General features: G+C 65.5%; 12 protein-coding genes and 5 tRNA genes. 9 read left to right on the top strand and 8 right to left on the bottom strand.

The features are described 5' to 3' along the window. The first annotated feature begins 57 nt into the window (after nucleotides 1-57). On the top strand, nucleotides 58-948 hold the full coding sequence (locus PCA10_RS16535; RefSeq protein ID WP_016493211.1) for an ATP-binding protein: 891 nt from the start codon (nucleotides 58-60) through the stop codon (nucleotides 946-948). Then, complete coding sequence (locus PCA10_RS16530) at nucleotides 945-1,427, top strand: GAF domain-containing protein (protein ID WP_016493210.1); 483 nt, start codon at nucleotides 945-947, stop codon at nucleotides 1,425-1,427. The genes PCA10_RS16535 and PCA10_RS16530 overlap by 4 nt, the downstream gene beginning before the upstream one ends. A 62-nt stretch (nucleotides 1,428-1,489) precedes the next feature. Here the strand turns inward: PCA10_RS16530 and PCA10_RS16525 are convergent, their stop codons facing one another. After that, nucleotides 1,490-2,155, bottom strand: a complete 666-nt coding sequence (locus PCA10_RS16525; RefSeq protein ID WP_016493209.1) for a glutathione S-transferase family protein — start codon at nucleotides 2,153-2,155, stop codon at nucleotides 1,490-1,492. A gap of 23 nt (nucleotides 2,156-2,178) precedes the next feature. Then, nucleotides 2,179-2,949, bottom strand: a complete 771-nt coding sequence (locus PCA10_RS16520; protein ID WP_016493208.1) for a hypothetical protein — start codon at nucleotides 2,947-2,949, stop codon at nucleotides 2,179-2,181. 230 nt (nucleotides 2,950-3,179) lie between these two features. On the opposite strand from PCA10_RS16520, the gene PCA10_RS16515 reads away from it, so the two are divergent. From PCA10_RS16515 to PCA10_RS16495, 5 genes are all read left to right on the top strand, one after another. Next, a tRNA-Glu gene (locus tag PCA10_RS16515) sits at nucleotides 3,180-3,255 on the top strand. A 14-nt stretch (nucleotides 3,256-3,269) separates the two neighbouring features. Continuing rightward, nucleotides 3,270-3,345: transfer RNA gene (locus PCA10_RS16510), tRNA-Gly, on the top strand. A gap of 88 nt (nucleotides 3,346-3,433) precedes the next feature. Continuing rightward, nucleotides 3,434-3,509, top strand: a tRNA-Gly gene (locus tag PCA10_RS16505). Nucleotides 3,510-3,515: 6 nt separating this feature from the next. Next, nucleotides 3,516-3,591: transfer RNA gene (locus tag PCA10_RS16500), tRNA-Glu, on the top strand. 15 nt (nucleotides 3,592-3,606) lie between these two features. Then, a tRNA-Gly gene (locus PCA10_RS16495) sits at nucleotides 3,607-3,682 on the top strand. Between the two features lie 75 nt (nucleotides 3,683-3,757). On the opposite strand, the gene PCA10_RS16490 is transcribed toward PCA10_RS16495, so the two are convergent. Then, a complete protein-coding gene (locus PCA10_RS16490; RefSeq protein ID WP_016493207.1) occupies nucleotides 3,758-4,897 on the bottom strand; it encodes an SRPBCC family protein in 1,140 nt (379 codons plus the stop codon). 88 nt (nucleotides 4,898-4,985) lie between these two features. On the opposite strand from PCA10_RS16490, the gene bsrA reads away from it, so the two are divergent. Both bsrA and PCA10_RS16480 read left to right on the top strand, forming a co-directional pair. After that, a complete protein-coding gene (gene bsrA, locus PCA10_RS16485) occupies nucleotides 4,986-5,909 on the top strand; it encodes a LysR family transcriptional regulator BsrA (RefSeq protein WP_016493206.1) in 924 nt (307 codons plus the stop codon). A 287-nt stretch (nucleotides 5,910-6,196) separates the two neighbouring features. Beyond that, on the top strand, nucleotides 6,197-6,388 hold the full coding sequence (locus PCA10_RS16480) for a hypothetical protein (protein ID WP_016493205.1): 192 nt from the start codon (nucleotides 6,197-6,199) through the stop codon (nucleotides 6,386-6,388). A 109-nt stretch (nucleotides 6,389-6,497) separates the two neighbouring features. On the opposite strand, the gene PCA10_RS30735 is transcribed toward PCA10_RS16480, so the two are convergent. The 5 genes from PCA10_RS30735 to PCA10_RS16460 all read right to left on the bottom strand — a co-directional run bounded on the left by PCA10_RS30735 (nucleotide 6,498) and on the right by PCA10_RS16460 (nucleotide 11,953). After that, nucleotides 6,498-6,671 (bottom strand): hypothetical protein, encoded by a 174-nt coding sequence (locus tag PCA10_RS30735; protein WP_016493204.1) that lies wholly within the window; start codon nucleotides 6,669-6,671, stop codon nucleotides 6,498-6,500. After that, nucleotides 6,668-7,798, bottom strand: a complete 1,131-nt coding sequence (locus tag PCA10_RS16475) for a PepSY-associated TM helix domain-containing protein (RefSeq protein WP_016493203.1) — start codon at nucleotides 7,796-7,798, stop codon at nucleotides 6,668-6,670. The genes PCA10_RS30735 and PCA10_RS16475 overlap by 4 nt, the downstream gene beginning before the upstream one ends. Before the next feature lie 52 nt (nucleotides 7,799-7,850). After that, nucleotides 7,851-10,229, bottom strand: coding sequence for a TonB-dependent siderophore receptor (locus PCA10_RS16470; protein ID WP_016493202.1), 2,379 nt, complete (start codon nucleotides 10,227-10,229; stop codon nucleotides 7,851-7,853). A gap of 240 nt (nucleotides 10,230-10,469) precedes the next feature. After that, nucleotides 10,470-11,438, bottom strand: a complete 969-nt coding sequence (locus PCA10_RS16465) for a FecR domain-containing protein (protein WP_016493201.1) — start codon at nucleotides 11,436-11,438, stop codon at nucleotides 10,470-10,472. Beyond that, on the bottom strand, nucleotides 11,435-11,953 hold the full coding sequence (locus PCA10_RS16460; RefSeq protein ID WP_016493200.1) for an RNA polymerase sigma factor: 519 nt from the start codon (nucleotides 11,951-11,953) through the stop codon (nucleotides 11,435-11,437). The genes PCA10_RS16465 and PCA10_RS16460 overlap by 4 nt, the downstream gene beginning before the upstream one ends. Nucleotides 11,954-12,121 lie beyond the last annotated feature (168 nt).

Below are 12,121 nucleotides of genomic sequence, written 5' to 3'. Positions count from 1 at the left end.
AGCCTATCCGGTCTGCCGGCAGCGCCTGGTGACTGCGGCTGAGTCAAGGAGTTGAACGTGGATTCCCGTCTGTATGAAATTCTCGAGCGCGCCGATGCGGTGCTGGCGCGCCTCGAACCCCTGTTGCCGGCGATCCGTCCGGAGATCGACTGGCAGAAGAGCCTGGCCGCGCGTTGGCATCGCGACGGCCGCAGCGGCTACCTGCAACCGCTGGAGGTGAGCCTGGACCTGTCCCTGGCCGACCTGATCGGCGTCGACAGGCAGCGCGAGCAGCTTGCCGCCAATACCCGTCAGTTCGTCGATGGCCTGCCGGCCAACCACGCGCTGCTCTGGGGCGCCCGTGGCACCGGCAAGTCTTCCCTGGTGCGCGCGCTGCTGGCCGAACACGCCGGCGCGGGCCTGCGCCTGATCGAGATCGAACGCGACCACCTGGCCGACCTGCCCCGCGTGGTGGAGGCGCTGGCGGGGCTGTCGCAGCGTTTCGTGCTGTTCTGCGACGACCTGTCCTTCGAGGCGGGCGAGGGCGACTACCGCGTGCTCAAGAGCGTGCTGGACGGCTCGCTGGAGCGAGCCCCGGACAATGTGCTGCTGTACGCCACCTCGAACCGTCGCCACCTGGTGCCGGAGAAGCAGAGCGACAACGAGCACTGGCAGATGGTCGACGGCGAACTGCACCCCAATGAAGCGGTGGAGGACAAGATCGCGCTGTCGGACCGCTTCGGTCTCTGGCTGTCCTTCTATCCCTTCACCCAGGAACACTTCCTGGCCGTGGTGCGCCACTGGATCGAGGTGCTGGCCGAACCGGCCGCGCTGAAGTGGGAGTGGACCGAGGAGCTGGAAAAACTGGCGATCCGCTGGGCCCTTGGGCGCGGCAATCGCAATGGCCGTTGCGCCTACCAATTCGCCCGCCATTGGGTCGGGCTCGCTTTGCTGGAGTCAGTCAAATGATCGATCTGCAACAAGCCGGCGCCGGCCTTGAAGGCTATGCGCTGCTGGCCGCGCAACTGGAGTCCCTGCTGGCCGATGAACGTGATTTCATCGCCAACAGCTCGCAGTTCTCCGCCTTCCTCTTCAACGAGCTGCCGGACCTGAACTGGGCCGGTTTCTACCTGAACCGCAATGAGGAGCTGGTACTGGGCCCGTTCCAGGGCAAGGTCGCCTGCGTACGCATTCCCTTCGCCAGGGGCGTGTGCGGTGCGGCGGCGCGCACGAGGGAAACCCAGCGGGTGGAGGACGTGCACGCCTTCCCCGGGCACATCGCCTGCGACAGCGCCTCCAACAGTGAGTTGGTGGTGCCCCTGGTCAAGGACGGTCGCCTGATCGGTGTGCTCGATCTGGACAGCCCGGAGCTGGCGCGGTTCAAGGAAGAGGACCAGGTTGGTATCGAGCGCCTGGTCGAGATATTTCTGCGCTTGACCGACTGCTGATCGCGCGATCATGAAAAAGCCCGGACACGTCCGGGCTTTTTTCTGCGCGAATGAATTCGCTGCTACAGGCTGCGGCCAGCCAGCTTGGCGAGGATCTTCTGCTCGCCCGGCAATACCGCCTGCACGGATTCCCGAGCGGCGAGCCGCTCGTGGTGGGCCGCCAGGCCCGGCCAGCGTTCGGCATCCAGGCGCTCGCCGCCGTGTTCCATGTTGATCACCTGGGTGGCGAAGGCCAGGTCGGCCATGCTCAGGCGCTCGCCGACGAAGTATTGGGCATCGCCCAGGGACTTCTCCAGGTAGTCGAAGTGGGGCGGCAGCTTGTCCACCAGGGCGGCCTGCACCGCGGCCTCATCGCAGGGCTGGCCCATGGACGGCTTCAGTGTGCGGTTGCGGAACACGCCGAAGGTGGTCAGGGGCGCCAGTTCGTAGTCGCAGTACTTCTCCAGCCAGCGCACCCGCGCGCGCTCCCCGGCGTCGCGGCCGTAGAGCGGGGCCAGTTCGGCGTGCTTTTCCTCCAGGTACTGGCAGATCACGCTGGAGTCGGCCAGGGTCATGTCGCCGTCACGCAGGGCGGGGATGCGCCCAAGGGGGCTTAGTTCGCGGAACCAGGTCGGCTGGCTGAAGGGCGATACGACCTCCAGCTGGTAGTCCAGGCCCTTTTCCAGCAGGTAGAGGCGCACCTTGCGCACGAAGGGCGACAGCGGGGCGCCGTAAAGGGTCAGGCTCATCGGGTGGTCCTCGTCTGAGCGGATCAGTCGTAGATGTTCTTCTTCTTCCAGAGATCTTCGTCATCCAGTGACTTCAGACCCTCGGTCAGCTCGCTCGGTTCGTCGATGCTGGGTTGGCCGTTTTCCAGGACCAGGGCGTTGGCCCGGGCGAGCTGGGCCTTCAACTGTTGCAGGTGGGCCTGGTAACGGGCGGGGTCGGGCTGCTTCTGCAGGTACTGGACGCCACGTTCGAAAGCGAGGCGGGACTGGCGCGGCTGGTTTTCCTGCAGCGCCTGCAGGCCGAGGTTGGTGAAGAACTCCACATGCAGCTGCACCAGCATGTCGCGGATTTCCTTGACCCAGCTCTTGGCTTCGTTGGCGGGCAGCTGGCCATCCTGGGCGGCGCGGGTGACCTGGCCGTGGAGGCTTTCCAGCTGGAAGCGGATTTCCTTGGCCTTGGCTTCGCTGAGGATCTTCTGTGGCGGGTTGGCCACCGGGATGGACTCGCCCTGGGCGACCAGGCTGCGCAATTGCTCGAGACGGGTCTTGAGGGCGGCGTCGTGCTTGTCCACTTGCAGCAGGCGTTCGCCGAACTGCAGTTGCAGGCGGGCCAGCAGGAGCTTCAGGCCGGGGGACACCATCTGGCCGGGGAGGGTTTCACTGAGGTCGGCACAACGGCGCAGACGGTCGCTGAGATCGGCCTTGAGGCGCGCCTTCTCCAGCTTGCTGTTCTCCACCATATGGTTCACGTAGCCAATAACGATGAGGATGACGATACCGACAACGATCAGCAGGGTGATCACGAGTGGCGACATCTGTGGGGCTCCGATGTTCTTGTAAGGTCGGCCGAGTGTAGAGGCTCGCCTGCGGCGCTCATAGAGGTGGATCAATTTTTGAGCAGAAGTCTTTGATTTTAAAAAGTTTTTGATAGAGGGTTGACGGGTGTTCAAAGCCTCCCTAGAATGCGCGCCACTTCGACGCGATGCCTGAGGCAAAACGGAGAAGCCGGAAGAAAGCGTAAAAGCTGTTGTAAGCTCCGGGCCGCGTCCCCTTCGTCTAGTGGCCTAGGACACCGCCCTTTCACGGCGGTAACAGGGGTTCGAGTCCCCTAGGGGACGCCATTAAAGCGTCAAATGCGGGAATAGCTCAGTTGGTAGAGCACGACCTTGCCAAGGTCGGGGTCGCGAGTTCGAGTCTCGTTTCCCGCTCCAGATTTTCAAGCAGGGCCTCGGCCTTGTTCACTTCGATCCGCAAGGGTCGGAGGGCGCATCCGAAAGGATGCGGACTGTAAACGTTACTGCGGGAATAGCTCAGTTGGTAGAGCACGACCTTGCCAAGGTCGGGGTCGCGAGTTCGAGTCTCGTTTCCCGCTCCAGTTTCAGTCCCCTTCGTCTAGTGGCCTAGGACACCGCCCTTTCACGGCGGTAACAGGGGTTCGAGTCCCCTAGGGGACGCCAGTTTCAAAGTTGTATGCGGGAATAGCTCAGTTGGTAGAGCACGACCTTGCCAAGGTCGGGGTCGCGAGTTCGAGTCTCGTTTCCCGCTCCAGTTAAACGAAAACGCCGCTCATTCGAGCGGCGTTTTCGTTTCTGCCTTTCGCCCTCAGGCCAGGTCGTGCCGCCCTCAGGCCAGGTCGTGCTGGCGCGTGGCGGGCCGCTCGATGGTGCGTTCAGCCATCTCCTTCAATTGCGCCATGGATTCCGCCGACTCGCGGTCGATCTTGCGGCGCATCACCAGCCAGTTGGCAATCCGCATACCTAGCCCATCAAAGCCGTAGTCCAGCGTACGCACGAAGCGGGTGCCGGTCGGCGTGGATTCGCATTCGTAGGTCAGTTCCAGGTGCAGCCCGTGGGTGCCGCGGGCGACCGCGCGCCAGCAGCGGCCGGGGCTGTACTCGGTGACGTCCCAGCTCAGGTGGCCGGCGCGTCCGCCGGCGTGGATGTCTTCTTCGAAATGGCTGCCCGCCGGTAGCGGCCCGGCAGGACCATCGACCCGCAGGGAGGAGGGGTGCCATTCCGGCCAGCGGGTGGCGGTGCTGGCATAGGCCAGGACCTGATCCGGGCTGCGGGCGATTTCCACGTCGTGTTGCATGCGGGTCATGGGACTCTCCGGTTCCAGCGGTTCCCAGTGCAGGCTGCCCTTGAGCCAGTCCATCAATGGGAAGACCAGGTTGAAGTTATGGGTCTGCATCAGGTCGCGGCGGTGGTGCAGTTCGTGCAGCCGGCGCATGTGGCGGATCCACGGCAGCCGCGAGATCGGGTGGCTGTCGGGCAGGTGCTCGCAGGCGTGGAACACTTCATAGCTCAGGTAGCCGGCCAGCATGGTGGTCGAGAATAGCCCGGCGACATTGGCGTTGACGAAGGACAGCAGCCACCAGGCGGCGAACAGCCCGACGCTGTAGAAGAGGATCAGCCAGGCGGGGAAGAGGATCACCCGCCAGTCCCGGGCCGAGTCCCAGGTCATGGTCCCGGCCACGAAGAAACTATGGTGATCGCCCGTGTGGCGCTTGTAGAACATGGCCCCGGCACGGGTCTTGTGGTGGCCGAGGTTCTTGTGGATCGAGTATTCGCCCCAGTTGAAGAACACCAGCGCCGCCGGCACCACCAGCCACTCCCAGGGCTTCACGTCGTCCAGGCCGCCGATGAAGAAGGCCAGGCAGGCGGCCCCGTAGAGCAACACGAAGCCGCCATGCAGCCAGACGTTGTAGCGGGGGTGGATGCCCGCGCGATAGCGCTCGCGAAAGGCCTGGGTGTCGTGGCTCATGGCTGCTCCGGCAGTCTTGTTGACATGTCTTCGAGTCTAGTGATGAATGCTTTATTCCGATAATGGATAGTCAGAATGTGCATTATTCATGAGCCTGAATTTGCGCCGCCTCGACCTCAACCTGCTGCTGGTATTCGACGCCCTGATGCAGGAACAGAACCTGTCGCGGGCCGCCACGCGCCTGCACATGAGCCAGCCGGCGGTGAGCAATGCCCTGGCGCGCTTGCGTAGTCAGCTGGGCGAGCCGCTGTTCAAGCGCACCGCCCGTGGCATGTCGCCCACCGCCCATGCCCAGGTGCTCTACGGCCCAGTGCGCCAGGCCCTCAACCTGCTGCAACTCGGACTGGGTGCCCAGGAAGGCTTCGATCCGCAGGCCGAGCACTGCTTTCGACTTTCAATGAACGATTACGCCCAGGCCATGCTGCTGCCGACGCTGCTGGAGCAACTGCGCAACGAAGCACCGAAGGTGGTGCTGGAAGTGCAGGACGACGACGCGCAAAGCCTGGTAACGCGACTGGCCACCGGCGAACTGGACCTGGCCATCGACTATCTCTACTTCGACAATCCCGATCTCCGTTACCAGCCCCTGATGGAGGAAGACCTGGTGGTGATCGGCCGGTCCGGGCACCCGGCTTTCACGGGTGGACTCACGCTGGACGGCTACCTGGCCAGCCAGCACGTGCTGATATTGCCCCGTGCCGGGCGTGGTTCGCCGCTGGAGATCGTCCTGGGCTCGGCGAAGGTAAAGCGGCGCGCGGGGCTGCATGTTCCGCACTACTTGTCGATTCCACCCATCGTGGCGCGTTCCGATCTGCTGGGCACCGTACCACGCCGCCTGGCGGAGCACTTTGCGGCCATCTACCCCCTCGCGGTGGCCCCGCTGCCGGTGACGACGCCGCCCGTGCAGGTGAGCCTGATCTGGCACCGCCAGCAGGAGCTGGCGCCCGGCCTGGGCTGGCTGCGCGAGCAACTGGCCCAGCTCGGCGCGACGCTCGCCCGTGGACATGCCTGAGCGTCGCCGATATGCCGTCCAGTGGTGCGCACGGGGCGCTTTCAGCAGGTGGACCGACAGACGGTTCGGGGCGCTCTAGGCTCCTGGCGTCAGTGGTATTTGCCAGGCCTCCGCCACCTGCAAAACAAGATAGCTAGCGAACGAATTGGGAATGGGGCTGGTCCTATCTCCCGTATCGATCATCGGCCCGCCGCCATTCGCGTGCTCGGGCGTGCTGCAGTCAGCCGCCGCGATCGGGCCTTCGATGAGCTTTTTGTTTTGCCTTGTTTGTAGTTCGGAGTTTGATCATGAAAAAAGTTATCGCCCTTGCTTCCGCCCTGACCATCGTCCTGTCGGCCACTTCCGCCATGGCTTCCGGCGGCGGCGATCGTACGACTCAGCGCTGGCAGGCCCGTGTGGCTCAGGTCCAGCTGGAAAAGAAACAGCAGCAAGAAGCCGTGGCCGCCAAGCAGCGCGCCGAGCAGGCTCGCCAAGGCTGATCCGAAGCCGGGGCCAAGCTCCCGCGCATCGCCTCGCTCGATGAAAAAGGCCCGCCCGGCAATCCCGGGCGGGCCTTTTTCATGTCTCGAATCAGCCGAACGTGGAGCTCTACTGGCGCGGGCGGCGCAGCAGTGGCCAGGTACCCAGTACCGCGGGCACGCCCAGGCCCAGCCAGGCCAGGGCGTCCCACCAGCCATCGCCCAGCAGGGCGCTGAACAGGCCCACGGCGCAGAGCAGGCCGATGACCAGCGGCAGCGCGAAGGTGGATTGCCGCCAGTTCATGCCTTGGCCTCCTGGCCGCTGCGTTGCTTGTCGCCGCGCCGTTGGCGCACCCACCACAGGTAGAGCCCGCTGCCGAGGACGATGATGGTGAGCACGTCCAGCACGGCCCAGAGAACCTGCATGGGACGGCCGCCGTAGTCGCCGAAGTGCAGCGGTTGCGACATCGCCAGGGCGTCCATGTACCAGGGGCGCTGGGCGATGGCGGTGACCTCGAGGGTGCGGGCGTCGATCAGCACCGGGGTCCACAGGTGCGCGGTGAGGTGGCTGCTGCCCACCATGAACACCGTGTAGTGGTGCTCGCTGGAGAAGCGGGTGCCGGGGAAGGCGATGAAGTCCGCCTGCATGCCGGGCAAGGCGGCGCTGGCGATGTTCAGCACGTTGTCCACGGGGGCGCGCTCGGTCAGCGGTGGCGCGTTTCGGTAGGGCTCCACCAGGGCGGTGAGGGCGTCCTGGCGCCAGGCGCTGATCAGCAGGTCGGCGCAGGCGCTGACGACACCGGTGACACCCACCACCAGCGCCCAGGTCAGGGTGACGATGCCGATCAGGTTGTGCAGGTCCAGCCAGCGGGCGCGGTTGGAGCGCTGCTGGCGTACTTCGGCGAACTTCAGCCGGCGCATGAAGGGCGAATAGAGCACCACCCCGGACACGATGGCGACCGCGAAGAGCAGGCCCATGAAGGCCAGCAGCAGCTTGCCGGGCAGCCCGGCGAACATGTCCACGTGCAGGCGCAGGATGAACATCAGGATGCCGCCATTGGCCGCTGGCATGGCGAGCGCCTCGCCGGTGCGGGCGTCGAGCATGAAGGTATGCGAGGAGTTCGGTTCGGTGCCGGCGGTGGCGGCGGTGATGGCCACCACGCCGTTGGGTTCGTCCTTTTCATAGCCGAAGTACTGCACCACCTCGCCCGGGCGGTGGCGCTCGGCGGCCTCCACCAGTTGCTGCAGGCCCAGGTGCGGGGTGTCCGGCGCCATCTCCCGCAGTTCGGGGGCCTCGCCCAGCAGATGTTCCAGCTCGTGGTGGAAGATCAGCGGCAAGCCGGTGAGGGCCAGCATCAGCAGGAAGAGGGTGCAGATCAGGCTGGTCCAGGTATGCACCTGGGACCAGCGCCGGATGGTGCGGCTGTGCATGGTCGATTCCCGTTGCGTGGGCCGCCCTAGGCGGGCGGCCCTGTTTCAGGCCTTAGAACTTGTAGTTCACGCTGGCCACGACGTTGCGTTCATCGCCGTAGTAGCACCAGTAACCGTCGCAGGTGGACAGGTATTCCTTGTTGAACAGGTTCTTCGCGTCAACGGCCACGGAAAGACCGCGCATGGAGGCGTCCAGGCGGCCCAGGTCGTAGTGCACGGAGGCGTCGTAGACGGTGTAGGAACCGGTGTGGCCGAGCCAGGTGTTGGGGGTGTTGCCGTAGCTCTCACCGACATAGCGCACGCCGCCGGCGATGCCGAAGCCGTCGAGCATGCCGCTGTGCCAGGTGTAGTCGGCCCAGGCGGTAGCCTGGTTGCGCGGCACCTGGGCCATGCGGTTGCCCTTGTCGACGCCTTTCTTGATTTCGCTGTCGGTGTAGCTGTAGGACGCCACCAGCTTGAGGTTCTCGTTGACGTCGGCGGTGGCTTCCAGCTCCAGGCCGCGCACGTTCAGTTCACCGATCTGCCGGGTCACGTTGCCTTCGCTGACGGCGACGTTTTCCTGGGTCAGGTCGTAGACGGCGGCGGTGAACATGGCGTCGGTGCCGGGCGGCTGGTACTTGATGCCCACCTCGTACTGCTTGCCCTCGGTGGGGGAGAAGGACTGGGTGCTGCTGACGCTGGCGCCCGTGGCCGGTTGGAAGGACTCGGCATAGGAGATGTAGGGGGCCAGGCCGTTGTCGAACAGGTAGCTCAGGCCCACGTTACCGGTGAAGGCCGTGTCGCGGTCGTCGCGGCTGATGCCGCCCAGGTTGTAGAACTTGGTGTCGGTCTCGACCCAGTCCTCGCGGCCACCGAGGGTCAGGCGCCAGTTGTCCAGGGCGATCTGGTCCTGGATGTAGAGGCCGGTCTGGCGGATTTTCTGGTTGTAATCCTGGAGGGTGAAGTAGGTGACGTTGGACAGGTCGGCGCCATACACCGGGTTCACCACGCTGATCGGCGGTACGCCGAAGCCGTACAGCCAGCGGTAGTTGGTGTTGGAGCGCTGGTGGTCGAGGCCGAGCAGCAGGGTGTGGTCGAGCTCGCCGGTGGCGAAGTTGGCCTGGAGGTTGTTGTCCACGGCGAACTGGCTGATGTCTTCATCGACTATGCCGGACTCGCGGGTGACGAAGCCGTTCGCGTCCACGCTGTTGAAGGTGGAGACGTTGACCGCCTGGAACTCCAGGTCAGTCTTGGTGTAGCGCAGGTTCTGGCGGAATTGCCAGACATCGTTCAGGCGATGCTCGAAGGCGTAGCCCAGCGCGTAGTAGGTGCGGTCGTAGAAGTCCCAGTCCGGCTCGCCCAGGTTCTTGTGGTGGGAGATCTTGCCGAAGGGTGAATCGATCTTGGTGCCCTGCAGTGGCAGGAACTGGCCGGTGATGCCCGTGTCGTCGCGGGTGTACTGCGAGAGGAAGGTCAGGCTGGTGTCTTCGTTGATGTTCCAGGTCAGGCTCGGTGCCAGGTTGTAGCGCTTGTCCGGGATGTGGTCGACCGGCGAGTTGCTGTCGCGCACTGTGCCGCTTACGCGGTAGAGGAACTGGCCCTGGTCATCGATCTTGCCGGTGCTGTCGAAGTTGAGCTGCTTGTGCTCGTTGCTGCCGGCCTGCAGTTCCACTTCGTTGGACTGCTCGGCCTGGGGGCGACGGCTGACCATGTCGAGCAGGCCGCCGGGCGGGGTCTGGCCATAGACGGAGGAGGCCGGGCCGCGCAGTACGGCGATGCGCTCCAGGTTCCAGGGCTCGATCTTCGGGTTGGCGAACGACCCGATCGGCAGCGGCAGGCCGTCGAGGAACTGGGTGGGCACGAAGCCACGCACCTTCAGCCAGTCGTTGCGGGAGTCGGAGCCGTAGCCGCTGCTCATCACGCCGGCGGTGTAGCGCAGCGAGTCGTTGAGGCTGAGGGAGGGACGGGCGTCCAGCTGGGTGCGGGTGATCACCGAGATCGAGCGCGGGACTTCGATCAGGGCGGTATCGGTCTTGGTGCCGGCGGCGGTACGGCGGGCCACCATGCCGGTGGTGGGGCCCCAGGCGGACTCAAAGGAACGGCTGCCATCGATGTTCACGTCCGGCAGGTTCATGGCTTCGTCGGCCACCGGCGCCAGGCTGAAGCTGTCGTTGCCGTTCTGCACCAGGCGCAGGTTGCTGCCTTGCAGGGCCTTGGACAGCGCTTGCAGCGGGCTCAGGTCACCCTGGATGGCCGGCGCGGTCTTGCCGGCGGTGAGGGAGGGGTCGACGCTGAGGACGATGCCGGCGTCCGCGGCGATGCGGTTCAGGGTGCTGGACAGCGGCGCCGATGGCAGCTGGTAGCTGTCGGCCAGGGCCTGGGTGGACAGGCCGCCGAGGGTGACGGCGAGGGCTAGCAGCGTGCGCTGGAACGGGGTTGCTACGGAACGCATTGCGAACATCTCCTAAGTGAGAAATTGTCTCAATGCCTTATTGCCGAAGCAGATTGGAAAAGTGACAGGGGGATGCGAAATTTTTTTCGACCCTCATCCCTGGGTCGGTTGGCGCAGGGTGGGGTTACCACTCTGCGGTGCTGTTGGCGGATGCGGTCCGCAGGATGGGTTGAGGCACGAAACCCATCGCGCCGGCCTGATGGGTATCGCTGCGCTCAGCGGAACGCCACCCGACCCATCCTAGGGTTCGTCAGCCTTGGCCGGCACCACGCGCACCCACCAATCGCTGAAACGCTCGATGCGTACCGGCAGGCTGGGGGGCAGGGCGGCCAGGGCCTTGTCGCTGTCGCCCAGCGGGAAGACGCCGCTGATTCGCAGGTCGGCCAGGCTGGGGTCCAGCCCCAGGTAGCCGCTGCGGTATTCGCCCAGGGCGGCCAGCAGTTGGCCCAGGGGCATGTCTTCGGCCACCAGCAGGCCACGGCTCCAGGCCTCGGCGCCCACCGGGGCGGCTTCGCTCGGGCCGAGTCGGCCGTGGTCGATGACCACCTGCTCGCCGGCGCGGATCACCCGCTCGGCGCCGCTGTTGCGCGGTGCGGCGGCGACCGCCGATTCCAGCACGATCAGGCGCGTGGCTTCGCCCTCGCGGCGCACCAGGAAGCGGGTGCCCAGGGGCTGCAGGTGGCCCTGATCGGTCTCGACGATGAAGGGGCGCGGGTCGTCGTGGCCGGTCTTCACCAGGATTTCGCCGCTGCGCAGGTAGAGCCGGCGCTGCGCTCCGTCGAAGTCGATATCCAGGGCGGTGCGGCTGTTGAGTTGGACCAGACTGTGGTCCGCCAGGCGCAGTTCGCGGTGTTCGCCGCTGGCGGTCATCTCGTCCGCCAGGTAATCCCCCAGCGGCCGTTGTTGCGCCAGCAGGCCAAGGCCCAGCCCCACCGCCAGCAGCAGGCTCAGGGCGCTACCGCCGACGCGGTGCAGGCTGCGCCGCCTGACGCCGCCGCTGCGCAGCAGGGCGCGACGGGCCGGCGCCTGGGTGGCCGCCGCCAGCTGGCGGTCGATACCGGCCAGCTGTTGCCAGACCTGGGTGTGTTCGGGGTGGGCGCCCAGCCAGCGCTGGAACTCATGGCGCTCCAGTTCGGAGGCCTCACCGGAGTCCAGGCACAGCTGCCAGGCGATGGCCTCGTCCAGTGCCCGTGCGGAAACCCGGCTCATGTCGGCTCCCCGTAGAGGGCGATGTAGCACTGGCGCATGCCCTGGGCCAGGTACTGGCGCACCCGCGAGGTGGAAACCCCCAGGCGCTCGGCGATCTCGGCGTGGCCGAGGCCGTCCAGGCGGTTGTAGAGAAACGCGCTGCGCGCCTTGCTGGACAGTTGCCCCAGCAGGCGGTCGATTTCCCGCAGGCTTTCCAGGATCAGGGCCTGTTCCTCGGGGTTGGGGTGGAGGTCGTGGGGTGCCTGCGCCAGTTCGTCCAGGTAGGCGCGCTCCAGGTCGTTGCGGCGGAACTGATCCACCAGCAGGCCACGGGCGATGGTGGCCAACAGGGCGCGGGGCTCGCGGGGAGGTTGCAGGTCGTCGCGGGCGAGCAGGCGCAGGAAGGTGTCCTGGCTGACGTCTTCCGCGCGGTGGGGGCAGTGCACCGTCTTGCGTAGCCAGCCGAACAGCCAGTCACGATGGTCTCGATAGAGCAGCCCTACCAGATGCGGGTTCGCGGAATCACCGGCCGACACGCTGACCTCAATGGGAGAAAAGTGAGAGTGATTAAGAATGATTCGCAATGATGACAGAGGGCCATGGTGGCCCGCAATCTGCCCGCGCAACAAGGCCGATCGGCGGTCGTGGGGAGGAAGAGCGAGGATAACGCTGAGAGCTGCGGTGCAGACGGGTTGGATGGCAGG

This window comes from Pseudomonas resinovorans NBRC 106553 (genome assembly GCF_000412695.1).
In the GTDB taxonomy this organism is placed as follows: domain Bacteria; phylum Pseudomonadota; class Gammaproteobacteria; order Pseudomonadales; family Pseudomonadaceae; genus Metapseudomonas; species Metapseudomonas resinovorans_A.
Note: the sequence above shows the minus strand (reverse complement) of the source record. Positions and strands in the feature narration are given on the sequence as shown.

Bases quoted from the DNA above. Each gene is read 5' to 3' on its own strand.
- PCA10_RS16530 (WP_016493210.1), top strand. From the start codon at position 945: ATGATCGATCTGCAACAAGCCGGCGCCGGCCTTGAAGGCTATGCGCTG.
- PCA10_RS16525 (WP_016493209.1), bottom strand. From the start codon at position 2,155: ATGAGCCTGACCCTTTACGGCGCCCCGCTGTCGCCCTTCGTGCGCAAG.
- PCA10_RS16520 (WP_016493208.1), bottom strand. From the start codon at position 2,949: ATGTCGCCACTCGTGATCACCCTGCTGATCGTTGTCGGTATCGTCATC.
- PCA10_RS16490 (WP_016493207.1), bottom strand. From the start codon at position 4,897: ATGAGCCACGACACCCAGGCCTTTCGCGAGCGCTATCGCGCGGGCATC.
- bsrA (WP_016493206.1), top strand. From the start codon at position 4,986: ATGAGCCTGAATTTGCGCCGCCTCGACCTCAACCTGCTGCTGGTATTC.
- PCA10_RS16480 (WP_016493205.1), top strand. From the start codon at position 6,197: ATGAAAAAAGTTATCGCCCTTGCTTCCGCCCTGACCATCGTCCTGTCG.
- PCA10_RS30735 (WP_016493204.1), bottom strand. From the start codon at position 6,671: ATGAACTGGCGGCAATCCACCTTCGCGCTGCCGCTGGTCATCGGCCTG.
- PCA10_RS16475 (WP_016493203.1), bottom strand. From the start codon at position 7,798: ATGCACAGCCGCACCATCCGGCGCTGGTCCCAGGTGCATACCTGGACC.
- PCA10_RS16470 (WP_016493202.1), bottom strand. From the start codon at position 10,229: ATGCGTTCCGTAGCAACCCCGTTCCAGCGCACGCTGCTAGCCCTCGCC.
- PCA10_RS16465 (WP_016493201.1), bottom strand. From the start codon at position 11,438: ATGAGCCGGGTTTCCGCACGGGCACTGGACGAGGCCATCGCCTGGCAG.